Annotated in this window: 14 protein-coding genes (1 of these 14 running past the window's edge); 6 read left to right on the top strand and 8 right to left on the bottom strand. The window is 61.9% G+C overall.

Annotated elements, in window-relative coordinates; translation table 11 throughout:
- From AMC99_RS10355 to AMC99_RS10365, 3 genes are all read left to right on the top strand, one after another.
- Positions 1-895: the 3' portion of a lipopolysaccharide biosynthesis protein gene (locus AMC99_RS10355; protein ID WP_232301383.1), read on the top strand. Its footprint begins 497 nt before the window's first position; the window shows 895 of its 1,392 coding nt (coding positions 498-1,392); its start codon lies beyond the left edge, outside the window; the stop codon is at positions 893-895.
- Between the two features lie 124 nt (positions 896-1,019).
- A complete protein-coding gene (locus AMC99_RS10360) occupies positions 1,020-1,973 on the top strand; it encodes a retroviral-like aspartic protease family protein (protein ID WP_061926291.1) in 954 nt (317 codons plus the stop codon).
- A gap of 48 nt (positions 1,974-2,021) precedes the next feature.
- Positions 2,022-3,851 carry an ABCB family ABC transporter ATP-binding protein/permease gene (locus AMC99_RS10365; RefSeq protein ID WP_061926293.1) on the top strand — a complete coding sequence of 610 codons (1,830 nt, stop codon included), beginning with the start codon at positions 2,022-2,024 and terminating at the stop codon, positions 3,849-3,851.
- Between the two features lie 21 nt (positions 3,852-3,872).
- On the opposite strand, the gene AMC99_RS10370 is transcribed toward AMC99_RS10365, so the two are convergent.
- A complete protein-coding gene (locus AMC99_RS10370; RefSeq protein WP_061926295.1) occupies positions 3,873-6,728 on the bottom strand; it encodes a M16 family metallopeptidase in 2,856 nt (951 codons plus the stop codon).
- 217 nt (positions 6,729-6,945) lie between these two features.
- Here AMC99_RS10370 and AMC99_RS10375 point away from each other — a divergent pair, with 217 nt between their 5' ends.
- Positions 6,946-8,439, top strand: coding sequence for a SulP family inorganic anion transporter (locus AMC99_RS10375; RefSeq protein WP_061926297.1), 1,494 nt, complete (start codon positions 6,946-6,948; stop codon positions 8,437-8,439).
- Here AMC99_RS10375 and AMC99_RS10380 read toward each other — a convergent pair.
- The 4 genes from AMC99_RS10380 to AMC99_RS10395 all read right to left on the bottom strand — a co-directional run bounded on the left by AMC99_RS10380 (position 8,430) and on the right by AMC99_RS10395 (position 11,214).
- Complete coding sequence (locus tag AMC99_RS10380) at positions 8,430-8,834, bottom strand: ACT domain-containing protein (protein WP_061926299.1); 405 nt, start codon at positions 8,832-8,834, stop codon at positions 8,430-8,432. The genes AMC99_RS10375 and AMC99_RS10380 overlap by 10 nt on opposite strands.
- Positions 8,831-10,132, bottom strand: coding sequence for an ATP-dependent protease ATPase subunit HslU (gene hslU, locus AMC99_RS10385; protein ID WP_061926301.1), 1,302 nt, complete (start codon positions 10,130-10,132; stop codon positions 8,831-8,833). Before hslU ends, AMC99_RS10380 begins: the two co-directional genes overlap by 4 nt.
- A 15-nt stretch (positions 10,133-10,147) precedes the next feature.
- Positions 10,148-10,720 (bottom strand): ATP-dependent protease subunit HslV, encoded by a 573-nt coding sequence (gene hslV, locus AMC99_RS10390; protein WP_061926303.1) that lies wholly within the window; start codon positions 10,718-10,720, stop codon positions 10,148-10,150.
- A gap of 71 nt (positions 10,721-10,791) precedes the next feature.
- A complete protein-coding gene (locus tag AMC99_RS10395; RefSeq protein ID WP_232301385.1) occupies positions 10,792-11,214 on the bottom strand; it encodes an outer membrane protein assembly factor BamE in 423 nt (140 codons plus the stop codon).
- A gap of 224 nt (positions 11,215-11,438) precedes the next feature.
- On the opposite strand from AMC99_RS10395, the gene AMC99_RS10400 reads away from it, so the two are divergent.
- Together AMC99_RS10400 and AMC99_RS10405 are read left to right on the top strand one after the other, a co-directional pair.
- Entirely contained in the window at positions 11,439-11,954 is a 516-nt protein-coding gene (locus tag AMC99_RS10400) for a ubiquinol-cytochrome C chaperone family protein (RefSeq protein WP_061926308.1), read from the top strand.
- A complete protein-coding gene (locus AMC99_RS10405; protein WP_061926310.1) occupies positions 11,951-12,490 on the top strand; it encodes a YceD family protein in 540 nt (179 codons plus the stop codon). Before AMC99_RS10400 ends, AMC99_RS10405 begins: the two co-directional genes overlap by 4 nt.
- 53 nt (positions 12,491-12,543) lie before the next feature.
- On the opposite strand, the gene ssb is transcribed toward AMC99_RS10405, so the two are convergent.
- Genes ssb through AMC99_RS10420 form a run of 3 tightly spaced genes read right to left on the bottom strand, consistent with a single transcriptional unit; the run spans position 12,544 to position 15,182 of the window.
- Complete coding sequence (gene ssb, locus AMC99_RS10410; RefSeq protein WP_061926312.1) at positions 12,544-13,062, bottom strand: single-stranded DNA-binding protein; 519 nt, start codon at positions 13,060-13,062, stop codon at positions 12,544-12,546.
- A gap of 15 nt (positions 13,063-13,077) precedes the next feature.
- Positions 13,078-14,934 carry a ferrous iron transporter B gene (feoB, locus tag AMC99_RS10415; protein WP_061926314.1) on the bottom strand — a complete coding sequence of 619 codons (1,857 nt, stop codon included), beginning with the start codon at positions 14,932-14,934 and terminating at the stop codon, positions 13,078-13,080.
- Positions 14,931-15,182 (bottom strand): FeoA family protein, encoded by a 252-nt coding sequence (locus AMC99_RS10420; RefSeq protein ID WP_061926316.1) that lies wholly within the window; start codon positions 15,180-15,182, stop codon positions 14,931-14,933. The genes feoB and AMC99_RS10420 overlap by 4 nt, the downstream gene beginning before the upstream one ends.
- Between the last annotated feature and the right edge of the window lie 42 nt (positions 15,183-15,224).

Consider the following 15,224-nt stretch of genomic DNA (forward strand, 5'->3'; position numbering starts at 1 on the left):
TGGCCTGTCGGTTGCGGCGCGGCTTCTGGTGCGCCCCGTATTCGACCCGCGCGGTGCCGGCGATCTCGTGACTTTCGGCGGGACGCTGACGCTGTGCCAGCTGTTCTGGATCATCCAGAGCCAGAGCGACATCGTCATTGCGGGCCGCACCATGTCGACCCACGATCTCGGCCTCTATTCCGAATCGCTGTTCCTGACCCTGATCGTTACCGGCCGCTTCCTGCCGCCGATCAACGAAGTGGCAATGGCGGCCTATTCCGAACTGAGCCGAGCCGGACGTTCGCTCGGCCCCTATTTCGTCCGCACCGCCCGCACCGTGCTGATGGTGGTCGCACCTATATATATAGGACTGTCGCTGACCGCCGAATCCGCGATCCTTTCGCTCTTCGGCGAAAAGTGGGCGGAGATGATTCCCATCGTCCATGGCCTGGCGCTGGCGATGCCGTTCTTCGCGCTGCACCTGATCTGCTCCCCCACGACGAATGCGATGGGGCGGCCCAAGGTCTATCTTGGGACCAGCATCACCGGCGCCTTCATTATGCCGGCACTCTTTCTCTGGGGTTCGGCAAATGGTGCCATGGGCCTGGTCCATGCGTGGTGGGTGGCAGCGCCCTTGCTGTTGACCATTACCTTGTCGCTCACCCTCCCCCGTATCGGAGTGAAGCCGCTGGACCTGGCGAAGCAGCTGACCCCCATTGCCCTGTCCTGCATCGTAATGGCGATAAGCGTGACATTGGTGCAAAACCTGACCCACTTCGACCTGCCCCCGCTCGAGCTCGCCTGGAATGCAGTGGTCGGCGCACTGACATATATAGCGACCCTGTGGTTCTTCTGGCCGCGCCTCGTCCGCGAGACTCTCGACATGCTGCTCAATCGCCAGAGCGCCCAACCCTGACGGGCCATGCGTGCGGGCACGTGATTGTCCGTTTGGAGAGACGGTCAACCGATGGTATAGTCTGCGTCCTACATAACAGCGGCCCGTTGGGCTGGGCGGGCTGCCCCAATAGGGGAATAAGAGGATGCACCAACTATGGTTCTCGCCGCTCTTGGCAGCGGCCCTCGTCGGAACCGCTTCCGACAAGCGTGAAGCCCAGCCGATCGCTCCGGAACCGAGCGATGTCCAATCCGAAACCTTGGCACTCGATCGGGATGCGCATTCACGCCTTACCGTGCCTGTGAGCATTGCAGGGGCCGGTCCCTACGATTTCATGATCGACACCGGCGCACAGGCTACCGTCGTTACAAGGGAGATCAGCGAGCAGCTGCAATTCCCCCCGCTCGGCACTGCGAGGCTGATCGGCATGGCCAGCACTCGGCCAGTGGAATTGGTCGAGATCGACGAACTGCAGATGGGCAGCCGCAAGATCTACAACCTTGCTGCTCCGGTGCTGGAGCGTGAGCATGTGGGTGCAGACGGCATCATCGGGCTCGACAGCCTGCAGGACCTGCGGGTCATCATCGATTTCCGCAAGGACATGATCGAGGTCGTCGACACCAGCACTCTCAAGAATTCCAATCGCGGTTACGAGATCATCGTAAGCGGTCGCCGCCATGACAAGCAGCTGATCATTTCCGACGCCGTTCTTGATGGTGTGCGCACGACAGTCGTCATCGACACAGGTGCCCAGGCCAGTCTCGGCAACATGGCTTTGAAGGAAAAGCTGCGCATGCGGCAAAGGCAAGACGTCATCACGCAGGACGTGCATGGTGTCTCTGCAGAAGGAGAGGCTTCTCTCGTGAAGCGTCTGGTCTTGCAGCGCATCGCGCTCACCAACGTGCCGGTGACTTTCATCGATACGCCTGCCTTCGAGGCAATGGGTCTCGACGACAAGCCGGTTCTCTGGCTCGGCATGCAGCATCTCAGGATGTTCAGGCGAGTGGCTATCGACTTCTCTTCGAACGAAGTGCTGTTCGACCTGCCCCGCGGCCTCGAAACCGACTGGCGTTCACGGCGATATAATACCGGGCTTTAAGCTAGGCGCCTTGCTTGATCGCGGCATAGCGCCCACATCGGGCGCCTGATGCCGCCTGATACCGGAGAAAACCGCCCACTGGAGGCCGATGGCTGGCACACGCTGCGGCGGTTCCTGCCTTACCTCTGGCCGAAGGACCGACCCGACCTACGCGCGCGCATAGTTGGCGCGATGCTGCTGGTCCTTTGCGCCAAGGCCGTCATCCTCCTTACTCCGCTTGCGTTGAAGCGCGTGGTCGACACCATGTCGGGGCAAGGCGGTGACATTGGTGACGATGTCCTCTGGGTCGCGCTGGGATTCGCGGCAGCCTACGCGATCGGGCGGTTCATGGGCGTTGGCTTCGACAACATCCGCAATATCGTTTTCGAGCGTGTCGGGCAGGACGCAACCCGCAAGCTGGCAGAAGATGTCTTTGCCCGATTGCACCGGCTTTCGCTGCGCTTCCATCTCTCCCGCCGTACGGGCGAGGTCACGAAAACGATCGAGCGCGGGACCAAGAGCATCGACACGATGCTCTATTTCCTGCTGTTCAACATCGCACCGACCGTGGTCGAGCTGACCGCACTCGGCGTAATCTTCTACACGATGTTTGGCGTGGAGATGGTCGTTGCCACGGCCATCACCGTCGCAATCTATATAATGGTGACGCGCTGGATCACCGAATGGCGTACCGCCCTTCGCCGCCGGATGAACGAGCTCGACGGCACCGCGCTTTCGCGAGCGGTCGACTCGCTGCTTAATTACGAGACCGTCAAATATTTCGGTGCCGAGGCACGCGAGGAAGAACGCTACGCCGGTGCAGCCCGCGCCTATGCAGAGGCTGCCGTCAAGAGCGAGAACTCGCTCGGTCTGCTGAATATCGCGCAGGCGTTCGTGATGAATGGCCTGATGCTTTTCGCCCTCGGTTTTTCCGTCTGGCAATGGTCGAAGGGCGTGCTGACAGTCGGCGACCTGGTCGCTGTACAGGCTTATCTCACCCAGTTGTTCCGCCCACTCGACATGCTGGGCTTCGTCTATCGTTCGATCCGGCAGGGGCTGATCGACATGGGCGAAATGTTCAAGCTGATTGATACAGAGGTTGAAGTGACCGACCGGCCGGGTGCCCCGGCGCTGATGATCCGCCAACCTTCCATCGTTTTCGACAATGTCGTGTTCGGCTACGAGCCCGATCGCACCATCCTTCACGGATTGAGCTTCGAGGTTCCGGCAGGCTCGCACACGGCGATCGTCGGACCGTCTGGTGCGGGCAAGAGCACGATCGCGCGGCTGCTTTTCCGCTTTTACGACCCGTGGAGCGGGCGCATACTGATTGACGGGCAGGATATCCGCGAGGTCACCCAGCAAAGCCTGCGGGCTGCCATCGGCATCGTTCCACAGGACAGCGTGCTGTTCAACGACACCATCGGTTATAACATCGGATATGGCGCCCACGGCTCGACAGAGGACGACGTCAGGCAGGCCGCCCTTGGTGCTGCAATCCTGCCCTTCATCGAAAAACTGCCGAATGGCTTCGATACAGAGGTCGGTGAACGCGGGCTCAAGCTCTCGGGCGGGGAGAAGCAGCGGGTCGCCATCGCCCGGACGCTGGTGAAGAACCCCCCCATCCTGCTGCTCGACGAAGCGACGAGCGCACTCGACAGCCGGACCGAACAGGAAATCCTCGCCACCCTTCGCCGCGTATCGGCCCGGCGCACCAGTATCGCGATCGCCCACAGGCTTTCGACAATTGCCGATGCCGACAACATACTGGTGATGGAAAACGGCAAGCTCGCGGAGCAGGGAAACCACCAGGCCTTGCTCGCAAAAGGCGATCTCTACGCTGACATGTGGGCGCGTCAGGCAGCCGAACGGGAAGACGAGCGGGACGCGGCCCAATAGCCGCGCCCACGCCAATCATATTTACTCGGCTGCTGCCTTGCGCAAGTCGGTCCGCGAAAGATCGAGATCGTCGATCGGGATGACTTCGACATTTTCGCGCATGGCCTTCACATCGTCGATGAACTGCTTTGCATCGCCGACGATGATGAGCGTCGCCTTTGCCGGGTCGGCATATCGCCGCGCTGCATCCGACGCGTCTTCCGCGCTCACGGAAGCGAGGCGTTCGGCGTACCGGGCTGCTTCTGCAGGCTCGATACCCTGCATCATCAATCCTGCGACAATCGAGTTGAAGCCGGAGCTGTTCTCGAGAGCGCGGGCATAATTGCCTGCAAGATAGAGCCGGCGCTTCGCCAGCAGATCTTCGGTCAAGGGTTCGGTGCCCAGCTTGCCCAGTTCGCCAAGGATGATCTGCGCGACTTCATCCGCCGTTTCGTTCTTCGTCTGCGCGGTGGCGATTAGGAACGAATCGTCGGCCCTGTCGGGCACTGAGGAATAGGAGCCGTAGCTCAGCGAACGCTTGGTCCTGACCTCTTCGAACAACCGGCCATTGGAACCGCCGCCCAAGACCGAGTTTGCGAGATCGAGAGCGTAATAGGCCTTGTCCGAGCGGGGCACGGCACGGGTCGCGACATAAACGGCAGCCTGGCCAGCATCCGGAATATCGACCACGATGGTGCGGACCGGCTGAGCCTCGCCTGCCGGGTCGAGGACCAGCGCCGGTGGATTGCCGCTACCCTTCCAGGATCCCAGCAGCTTGTCCGCGAGCGCAGTCGCCTCGTCGGTCGCAAGACCTCCAGAAACGATGATCTTGGCACGGGACGGGTGCCACCACTTCTGGCGGTGATCGATCAGGTCCTCGCGCGTGGTCTGGGCAAGGCTGTCAATCGTGCCGCCTGGAAGCGAGCCATAGGGCGCATCACCATAGAGCGACAGGCGAACAAGCTTGCCGGCGATATCGCCCGGGTCCTTCATCTCGATGGCAAGCCCGTCGATGGCGCGCTTGCGCTCGCGGTCGAACTCTTCGGATGGATAGGATGCAGACGTAACGATTTCGGCCAACACCTCGCCGGCTGCCGCAAAATTCGCAGCAGGGGCCGTAAGGCTCAGATAGGTTCCGTCGGTCGATGCGCTCGCGCCGAAGCTTGCGCCGAGGCTTTCGAGCTTGGCTGCGATTTCCTGCGCGCTTCGGTTGCTGGTCCCCTTGTCAGCGAGCTGTGCAGCGAATTGCGCCACACCTGCCTTGGCCCTGAGATCGGTGGAAGCACCGCCGGGGAAAAGGACAGTCATCGTCGCAATCGGGACGTCGGTGGTCTGTGTCGCCACGACTTCGATCCCGTTTTCGAGGGTCGCATTCACAATGGCGGACTGGGCCACCTGCGGCCGCTCGCCCGGCCCCGGGGGCGCTTCGCGTTCGCCTTCGGGCAGGACCTTGCGCGGCTCACCTGTTGCAGCCGGCAGGGTGCGATAGGTCGGCAGAGGAACCGGATTGGCGTAGGAAGACGGATCGTCTTCGCCCGACACATAACGGAAATCGACGCGCGATTGGGTGTCGAGCCACATTTGCGCGACGCGCTGGACGTCTTGCGCGGTCACCTTGGCCATCGCCGCCAGCCGCTTGTCCGCAGCACGCGGATCGCCGGTCGCCACCAGCAGTTCACCCAGTTCGAAGGCCCGGCCATTGGCCGTTTCACGGCGGCGCAGGGCGCTGCCAAAAAATTCGTTCTTCGCTTCGGTCAGTTCGGCCTCGGACACAGGCGAAGTGCGAAGCCGGTCGATCTCGCCTGCGAGCACCTTCTCGACCTCGTCCACGTCGGCCTGCGGATTGGTAATGACATAGGCGGCGACATAACCGCCATCGGCGTCTTCCGAATAAGAGAAGCTGGCATCGACCGCCTTGCCGCTGCGCACCAGCGCCTCATGCAGGCGGCTGTTCTCTCCCCGCGACATTATGGCCGACAATACGTCGAGAGCGGGCGCATCCTCGCTGTTGCTCGAGGGTGCTTTCCAGATCGTACCGGTTACAGGCAGCGGGACATTGGGTGCCGTTGCCACGATGCTGCGCGGTTCGGTGCGCACCGGCTCTTCGAGTCCGATTTCGAGCGAAACGGGATTGGCGCGGCGCGGAATGTCGCCAAAATATTTGGCGACCATGGCGCGCAGCTCTTCCATGTCGAAATTGCCCGCCACGATCAGCGTTGCCGTATCGGGCCCGTAATAGGCCTGGTGAAAGGCGCGGGCATCGTCGAGCTGCGCCGAGTTCAGGTCGTCGAGCGAACCGATCACCGAACGGCGATAGGGGAGCACGTCGTAACCGTTTTCCGCGATCACGAAGCGCAGGCGGCCATAAGGCGGCGCATAGACGCGCTGACGCAGTTCTTCCTTCACAACCTCGCGTTCGCGGTCGAACACTTCCTGGTCGATGACAGGCTTCGCCATCCGTTCGCGGTGGGTCCACAGCATTGCTTCGAGATATTCGGCGGGGACGATCTCGTAGTAATTCGTGCGGTCACCGCCGGTGGAGGCATTGCGCGTTCCGCCCACATCCGCCGTCAGCCCGTTGATCATGTTGTAATACATGTTCTCGGTCTTGCGGCTTAGGATGTGCTCGAAGAGGTGGGCAAAGCCGCTCCGACCCTCGGGATCGTGCTTGCCGCCGACGCCGTACCATAACGAAGTAGAAACGGTGGCGGTGGTGTCATCCTCGATCGCGATCACCCGCAGGCCATTGTCGAGCGTCCATTCAGTGAACTCGATCTCTGGCGCTGAAAGCGTTGCTGCGTCGGTGCTTTCGCCTGCCTTGTGGTGATTTGCCAAGGCCGGCATCGGCAGCGTCAGGGCGAAAGCGCCCGCGCCCGCCATCAGGAATGACTTGAACATTGGAATTGCGTCCCCTCGAAATCGAAAATCGAGCCAGGAGTAGAGCCTCTGCGGCGTCAAACCTCAACCGCGTTCGGGACATATATATTCAAAGCGCCGACGGTGATCGACCAACGCTAAGGTCGCGAGGGGTTGTGTTGCACTGCACAAGAGCTAAGTAGCGCGCAGCCATTCCTGGCGCGAGCAAGCGCCCTTCCTTAGATATCTGGACAGAAACATGCCCAACCTCGGCGCGATAAAACGCGACTGGTTCTCCAACATCCGTGCAGACATGCTGGCCGGCCTCGTCGTCGCGCTCGCCCTGATCCCGGAGGCAATCGGCTTCTCGATCATTGCAGGCGTGGACCCACGCGTGGGCCTCTATGCCTCGGTAGCGATCGCCATGGTCATTGCCTTCACCGGCGGCCGTCCGGGCATGATCAGTGCAGCGACGGCTGCAGTTGCGGTCGTCGTCGTGCCGCTGGTGCGCGATCACGGGGTCGAATATTTGTTCGCCGCAACCATCCTGATGGGCATTTTCCAGGGCATCGCCGCGCTGCTCCGGCTCGACCTGCTGATGCAGTTCGTCAGTCGTTCGGTCATCACGGGCTTCGTCAACGCGCTCGCGATCCTCATCTTCATGGCGCAGCTGCCGCAGCTGACGAACGTTGGCTGGGAAACTTATGCGATGGTCGCAGCCGCGCTGGCGATCATCTATCTCTTCCCGAAGGTGACGACAGCTGTCCCCAGCCCACTCGTCGCAATCGTCGTCCTGACCGCGCTGAGCATGTACATCAATGCACCGGTCAACACGGTAAGCGACATGGGCGAACTGCCCGAAGGCCTGCCCTATTTCATGCTGCCTGACGTGCCGCTGACTTGGGAAACGTTGCTCATCATCGCCCCCTATTCCGCCACCATGGCGGCAGTCGGCCTGCTCGAATCGCTACTGACCGCGCAGATCGTCGACGACATGACGCATACAGGTTCGAACAAGCGCCGCGAGAGCGCGGGTCAGGGCGTCGCCAATATCGTAGCGGCGTTCTTCGGCGGCATGGGCGGCTGCGCGATGATCGGCCAGTCGGTCATCAATGTGACGAGCGGCGGGCGCGGACGCCTGTCCACCTTTACCGCAGGTTTCGCCCTGCTGATCCTGCTCGCCGTACTTGGCGACCTCGTAGGCCAGGTGCCGATGCCGGCACTGGTGGCGATCATGATCATGGTCAGCATCGGGACGTTCTCGTGGAACTCGATTCCCAACATCGGCAAGCACCCGTGGCAGTCGAGCGTCGTCATGGTCACCACCGTCGTGGTCGTGGTCGCGACGCACAACCTCGCCCTCGGCGTTCTGGCAGGCGTGATCCTGTCGGGCGTGTTCTTCACCCACAAGGTGATGACCATGTTCGAGGTCGTGCGCGAGCGTCAGGGCGATAAGGCGGTGTACCGCGCCAAGGGCCAGATCTTCTACGCCAGCGTCGAACGCTTCGAAGCGGCGCTCGGCCCTGAAGGCGCGATGCCCGATCCCGCCGACCACGTCATCATCGACGTTTCGAAAGCGCATTTCTGGGACATCAGCGCGGTGGGCGCACTGGACAAGGTCGTGGAGCGGATGCGCCGTCACGGTCGCAGCGTGCAGGTCGTCGGCCTCAACCGCGCGAGCAGCGATCTCGTCGACAAATTCGCGCTGACCGACAAGACCGGTGTCGAAATCGGGTTAGCGCCTCACCCCTGATCTGCAGATAGCCTTTCGAGGATGGCGAGCGCATCTTCGCCACGCGCGGCAGGCACGAAGGCATGGTCATGGTGAAAGGCCGCGACCATATTGCAGGCGATCCCTGCATCCGCGAGCGCGCCTGACACGGCAGCGGTCAGCCCCACGCCTTCGAGCGAGGAATGCACCATCAGCGTGATGCGCGCCATCGACGGCCCGTCATCACCCAGCTCGCGCGCCACGCTCTCGGGAACGATGGCGGTTACGCCCTCGTCCTCGCGGAACGTGGCGATCGCTGCGCCCAGCGCCTGCGGCGCTATGTCCGGTGAAATCACGACGAAGCAGTATCGCACCGGGTCGAGCTGCGGCGACATCTGCGCCAGCATCTCGCCCCGGTCCGAAACAGGCTGTGTCACAGGATGTACTTGCTCAGATCGCTATTGCCAGCGAGCACGGCCAGTTTGTCGCGCACGTATCCGGCATCGATCGTGACCGTCTCGCCGACGTGATCCTCTGCATCAAAGCTGATTTCCTCGAGCAGTTTTTCCATCACGGTCTGCAGTCGGCGAGCACCGATATTCTCGACGCTCTCGTTAACCTGCGCAGCGATCCTGGCGATTTCCGCGACCGCGTCCTCGGTAATGTCGAGTTCGACCTTCTCGGTACCGATCAGCGCCTTGTACTGCTGCACAAGGTTTGCGCGCGTTTCGGTGAGGATACGCACGAAGTCTTCTTCGGTCAGGGCACGCAGTTCCACCCGGATCGGCAGGCGGCCCTGCAATTCGGGGAGCATGTCCGATGGCTTGGCCACATGAAACGCACCCGATGCGATGAAAAGCACGTGGTCGGTTTTCATCGGTCCGTATTTGGTGCTGACGGTGGTGCCTTCGATCAGCGGCAGCAAGTCGCGCTGCACGCCTTCGCGGCTGACGCTGCCGCCGCGCACGTCCGAAACCGCGATCTTGTCGATTTCGTCGAGGAATACGATCCCGTTGGTCTCTGCATTCTGGAGCGCGACCCGGGCAACGTCGTCCTGGTCCATGCGTTTTTCGGCTTCTTCGTCGACCAGCTTGTCCCAGGCCTCTGGAACCTTAAGCTTGCGGCGCTTGCTGGGCTTCTTGCCCATCGCCTTGCCGAACATGTCCGACAGGTCGATCATACCGACATTGCCTCCCATATTGCCCATGTCGAAGGGCATCGAGGGCGCTTCCTGCACGTCGATTTCGACCTCGGTATCGTTCATCGCATTCTCGACGATCCGGTCCCGGAAGGCCTGCCGCGTCGCTTCGCTGGCATTGTCGCCCACCAACGCATTGAGCAGCCGTTCCATCGCGGCTTCCGACGCTGCCTCGCGAACAGCCTCGCGGCGGCGTTCCTTCTCGAGACGGATGGCTTCCTCGGCAAGGTCGCGTGCGATCTGTTCGACGTCCCGGCCAACGTAGCCGACTTCTGTGAACTTGGTTGCCTCGACCTTGACGAACGGAGCTTCGGCCAGCTTCGCGAGACGGCGGCTGATCTCGGTCTTGCCGCAGCCCGTGGGCCCGATCATCAGGATGTTCTTGGGCGTCACTTCGTCGCGAAGGTCCGGCCCGAGCCGCTGGCGCCGCCAGCGGTTGCGCAGCGCCACGGCGACGGCGCGCTTCGCGTCCTTCTGGCCGATAATATGTTCGTCGAGCGCGGCGACGATTGCCTTGGGTGTGAGGTTGTCGGTCATGTTTTCCGGTAGATCTTAGACTGTTTCGAGAGTGACATTGCCGTTGGTGAAAACGCAGATATCGGCCGCAACCTCCATCGCCTTTCTGGCGATGGTGTCGGCATCTTCCTCGTATGCGGCGAGCGCCCGGCCTGCGGCGAGCGCGTAGTTTCCGCCCGAACCGATCGCGGCGATAATCGAATCGTTCTTGGCTTCGGGTTCGAGCACGTCGCCATTGCCCGTCAGGACCAGCAGGCTTTCGCTGTCGGCCACGATCATCAGGGCTTCGAGATTTCGGAGGTATTTGTCCGTGCGCCAGTCCTTGGCCAGTTCGACCGCTGCGCGCAGCAATTGACCGCTGTATTGTTCGAGCTTCTTTTCGAGGCGTTCGAACAGGGTGAAAGCGTCAGCCGTGGCCCCGGCAAAACCGGCGACTACCTTGCCGCCCTCGCCGATCCGGCGGACCTTGCGGGCGTTCGGTTTCATGACCGTATTGCCCATGGAAACCTGGCCATCGCCCGCAATCACGGTCTTGCCGTTCTTCTTGACGCCGATGATGGTCGTGCCGTGCCACTGGATCAGGCCGTGGCTCGCTTTTTCCTCGCTCATGAAGCGGGATATGGGGTGCGCACGCCTGCGGTCAAGCTGGCGTGCCGGAGTTCAGTCTCGCAGCAGGAGATTTACTGAGGTGCACCCATTCCGGCCGAACCGACCTGGCCGATGTTGCCGAACAGGTCTTCGAGGAAGCCGCGCTCCCTGCCCAGGGTCGGCGTTTCAGCGCCATCCGGGCTGATCCGCGCCACGTTGTTTATGCCGGTGATGTCTGCTGCCGCGACATTGCCAGCTTCATCGAAAGAGACGGCGAGGACGGAATGGCTCTGGATGCTGGGCCGCACGAAGGGCTTCCGTGCGGTCACGCTGGTAATGTAATACCAGGTCTGATCGCCATATTCGCTGACATAGCTCGGGCGACCGAGCGTGCCGGCAACCGACTGCTGATTGTCGACACCGGGCTGGATCGAGGTCTGGAGAACGGGATCGACCCGATAGCCGCGCTGTTCCCGGATGGAGGAGCAGCCAGCCAAGCCAACGCCCACCGCCATTACCAAGCCCAACTTGAAAGCTTTCGCCCTATCCATCGATCTGCAAACCTTTTCGTAATCCGGCATGAGCGCGTTGCCTGCACCCCAACCGTTCCTATATCGCAAAGTGCCTTACGGCGGCCAAGCGCAGCTTGCAACGCCGCGAATTGTCGCCATTGGGCATAGACCCATTGATAGGGTCGATTGAATTGCGGCTGAACGCCGCCTGCTGGGAAAGTTGTACGATGTCGTTTTTGTCGAAGCTGCTGGGAACAGAACCCGATCCAAGGGAGAGGCTTCGCCCGCTGTGGCACCGGATCATCGAGATTGCGCGCCAGCCCGAATGGTATGCCGATTGCGGCGTTACCGATAGCGTCGCAGGCCGTTTCGACATGATCACCTCAGTCCTTTCGGTGGTGATGGTGCGCGTCGAAGCCAGTGACCTGCGCGCCGAGAGCGCCCTTTTGGCCGAATTGTTTGTCGAGGATATGGAAGGTCAGCTGCGCGAACTTGGCACGAACGATGTGGTCGTGGGCAAGCGCATGGGCAAGCTGATGAGCGTGCTCGGCGGCAGGCTCGGTGCCTATCGCTCAGCGCTGCAGGCAGGCGATGCAGAAAGGCTAGCTGCTGCGGTCGAACGTAATACGAATTTCACCGAGACTGGTTCAGCTGAGTGCGTGGCACAACGGCTTCTCGCGCTTGCCGGAAGCCTCGCGAAAATCGATGACGAGACGCTCATTGCAGCGGAGATCCCGGCATGACGAAAAGCGAAATCGCACGCCCGATCAAGGTCCGCCAGCTTCCGGGTGCACCGGTCATCATCGATGCCAGCGAGGCAGAACGCGAGGCGCTCGCCCGGCGTTTCGGCATCACTTCGATCGAAAAGCTTCACGCCGAGATCACTCTCGACAAGGAGAGCAAGGCGATCGTTGCGACAGGTCGCTTATCGGCTAGAATCACGCAGAATTGCGCCATTTCCGGAGAGGATTTTGCGGTTGAGGTCGATGAGCCGCTGATGTTCCGATTCGTCGAGGAAGGCAGTCTTGCCGCCCCTGTCGAAGAGGACGATGAGATCGAGATCGAGCTGAGCCCCGACGATTGCGACGAGATCGAATATTCGGGCGACAGTTTCGATCTCGGCGAAGCGGTCGCACAGTCGCTTGGCCTCGCGATCGACCCCTATGCCGAAGGGCCGGGTGCCGACGAAGCCCGCAGAAAAGCTGGCATTACGAGCGATGAGGAACAGGCGCCGAGCGGCCCGCTGGCCGAAGCGCTCGCAGCACTCAAGAAGGACTGAAAGGGTACAGAGCGGCACACAGGCCGCTCCAGATCAGACCCGAGATGTCCCGATCAGAACGGGATGTCGTCGTCCAGATCGTCGTAGTTCGAGCCGCCGCCCTGGCTGCCCCCCGAGCCGCCACCGCCCTGGTTCCAGCCACCGCCCGAACCGCCGTTGCCGCCACCCGAACCACCGCCATAACCGCCGCCGCGCTGGCCACCGCCACCGCCGCCGCCGCTGGCTCCGTCGAGCATCGTCAGCGTGCCGTTGAGGCCGCGGATGACAACCTCTGTCGAATAGCGGTCATTGCCCGACTGGTCCTGCCACTTGCGGGTCTGCAGCTGGCCTTCGATGTAAACCTTCGAGCCTTTCTTGAGGAAACGCTCGACGACGCCGACCAGACCTTCCGAAAAGATGGCGACGGTGTGCCATTCGGTACGTTCCTGGCGTTCGCCGGTATTGCGATCCTTCCAGGTTTCGCTGGTCGCGATGCGCAGGTTGGCGACCTTGCCGCCGTTCTGGAAAGTGCGGATTTCCGGATCGGCTCCCAGGTTACCGATAAGCATTACCTTGTTGAGAGACCCGGCCATCCAAAACTTCCTTCGCTATAATCCGAGCGCGACTGCACTCCAGTAGGTGATTCCGGCGAACACATAAGCCAGCGCGAACAGGTAAGCCAACATGAAGCTGGGCCATTTCCACCCGTTTGTCTCTCGCCGGGCGACTGCAATGGTCGAAAGGCACTGCGGGGCAAAGACGAACCAGGCGAGGAAGGCCAGCGCCGCCGGAAGGCTCCACCGCGCAGCGATCTGGTCGCGCAATGCATTTTCGGTTTCCGCCTCGTCATCCGAATCGACGGCGTAAGTAGTGGCGAGCGAAGCAACTGCGACTTCGCGCGCCGCCATTGCCGGGATCAGCGCAAGCGACATTTCGCGGTTGAAGCCGATCGGCTTGAATGCCGGTTCCATCACGCTTGCAACCTGCCCTGCAAAAGAGGCGTCGAGCTGGTTCTCGCCCGGCTCGGCCTTGGGGAAGGTCAGCAGCAGCCACAACACGACCGTTACCGAGAAAATGATCGTGCCCGCGCGGCGCAGGAACACCCATGCCCGCTGCCACAGGCCGATCAGGAGATCCCCGAGGTGCGGCATCTGGTAGCGCGGCAGCTCCATGATGAAGCCCGAAGCGGCACCCTTCGTCACGGTCCGGCGCAGCACAAGCGCGACAATCATCGCGCCGAGGATCCCGGCGATATAGAGCGCGAACAGCACCAGGCCCTGCAGCCCGATACCCGGTCCGACGCTGGTCGCCGGGATGACCGCGGCGATGATGACGGCATAGACCGGCAGGCGCGCAGAACAGGTCATCAGCGGAGCGATCAGAATGGTTGTCAGGCGATCGCGTGGATCGGCGATGCTGCGCGTCGCCATGATCCCCGGAATGGCGCAGGCAAAGCTCGACAAAAGGGGGATGAAGCTGCGGCCCGAGAGGCCGACCATCGCCATCAGCCGGTCCATCAGGAAAGCGGCGCGCGCCATGTATCCGGTCGCCTCCATCACCAGGATGAACAGGAAGAGGATAAGGATCTGCGGCAGGAAGACGATCACCGATCCGACCCCGGCGATGACCCCTTCTGTCAGGAAATCGCGTACGAAGCTTTCAGGCATGTTCGCCACGGCAACGCCTGCCACGACTTCGGTCGCCTGCTCGATCAGCCCGATGAAGGGATCGGCCCATGCAAACACGGCCTGGAACACGACGAACAGCAATCCGAACAGGATCACCGGCCCGATCCACGGGTGCAGCAGCACCCGGTCGAGGCCGGTATGCAAGCGATGCGTGCCGCTTTCGGAAAGGATCGCCGCCTTGGCGATGTTCTTTGCCGCCAGCCGCCGTTCGGGCAGTGTCAGATGCGATGAAAGCCGCTCGTCATCGAACGTGTGGTCATTCGAATCGAAGCTGGAAATGCTTGCCAGCAGCCCTTCGAGGCCACGGCGCCTGACGGCGACCGTTTCCACGACCGGCACGCCCAGAGCGTGCGACAGTGCGTCGGCATCGAGGACCAGGCCGTCGCGCTTGGCGAGGTCGACCATGTTGAGCGCGACGACCGTCGGCTTGCCAAGCTGGATGACTTCCTGCGCGAAAACGAGGTGCTGCTGCAGATTGGCGGCATCGAGTACCAGCACGATAATGTCGGGAGCGCCCTCGCCCTCGAGTTCTCCCAAGACAACCTTGCGGGTGACTTCTTCATCGGGGCTGGTCGTTTCCGACAGGCTGTAGCTGCCCGGCAGGTCCAGCAGCTCGAACGGCTGGCCCGAAGCGGAAGTGACGCGCCCTGCCTTTCGTTCGACGGTTACGCCGGGATAGTTCGCGATCTTCTGCCGCGCGCCCGTCAGCGCATTGAACAGCGCGCTCTTGCCGGCATTGGGATTGCCGACCAGCGCGACCTTTTTCAAACCGGTCATACTGCGGAGCCTTCCACCTCGATCGTCATGGCCATCGCATGGACCCGCCGCATGGCGACGGTCATGCGGCCGATCGTGACTGCAATCGGATCGGCACCGGCAAACACGCCGCGATGGGCGATCGAAATGCTGGTGCCTTCATCGATACCCAGCGCGCGCAACCTGCGCCCTTCCTCGGGCGCGAGGTCGTCCCACCGGACAGAGGTAATGATGGCGCTTTTGCCGCGGGGCAGATGGTCGAGCGTCATGCGGATTGCGCTGCCATGCCGCAGCCCTAATTGCAACTGATT

Origin of the sequence: Altererythrobacter epoxidivorans (assembly GCF_001281485.1) — a bacterium.
Classification (GTDB): domain Bacteria; phylum Pseudomonadota; class Alphaproteobacteria; order Sphingomonadales; family Sphingomonadaceae; genus Erythrobacter; species Erythrobacter epoxidivorans.

What these genes read in the sequence shown, in the direction of transcription:
- AMC99_RS10360 (WP_061926291.1), top strand. Translation starts at nt 1,020, where the DNA reads ATGCACCAACTATGGTTCTCGCCGCTCTTGGCAGCGGCCCTCGTCGGA.
- AMC99_RS10365 (WP_061926293.1), top strand. Translation starts at nt 2,022, where the DNA reads ATGCCGCCTGATACCGGAGAAAACCGCCCACTGGAGGCCGATGGCTGG.
- AMC99_RS10370 (WP_061926295.1), bottom strand. Translation starts at nt 6,728, where the DNA reads ATGTTCAAGTCATTCCTGATGGCGGGCGCGGGCGCTTTCGCCCTGACG.
- AMC99_RS10375 (WP_061926297.1), top strand. Translation starts at nt 6,946, where the DNA reads ATGCCCAACCTCGGCGCGATAAAACGCGACTGGTTCTCCAACATCCGT.
- hslU (WP_061926301.1), bottom strand. Translation starts at nt 10,132, where the DNA reads ATGACCGACAACCTCACACCCAAGGCAATCGTCGCCGCGCTCGACGAA.
- hslV (WP_061926303.1), bottom strand. Translation starts at nt 10,720, where the DNA reads ATGAGCGAGGAAAAAGCGAGCCACGGCCTGATCCAGTGGCACGGCACG.
- AMC99_RS10395 (WP_232301385.1), bottom strand. Translation starts at nt 11,214, where the DNA reads ATGGCGGTGGGCGTTGGCTTGGCTGGCTGCTCCTCCATCCGGGAACAG.
- AMC99_RS10400 (WP_061926308.1), top strand. Translation starts at nt 11,439, where the DNA reads ATGTCGTTTTTGTCGAAGCTGCTGGGAACAGAACCCGATCCAAGGGAG.
- AMC99_RS10405 (WP_061926310.1), top strand. Translation starts at nt 11,951, where the DNA reads ATGACGAAAAGCGAAATCGCACGCCCGATCAAGGTCCGCCAGCTTCCG.
- ssb (WP_061926312.1), bottom strand. Translation starts at nt 13,062, where the DNA reads ATGGCCGGGTCTCTCAACAAGGTAATGCTTATCGGTAACCTGGGAGCC.
- feoB (WP_061926314.1), bottom strand. Translation starts at nt 14,934, where the DNA reads ATGACCGGTTTGAAAAAGGTCGCGCTGGTCGGCAATCCCAATGCCGGC.
- AMC99_RS10420 (WP_061926316.1), bottom strand. Translation starts at nt 15,182, where the DNA reads ATGACGCTCGACCATCTGCCCCGCGGCAAAAGCGCCATCATTACCTCT.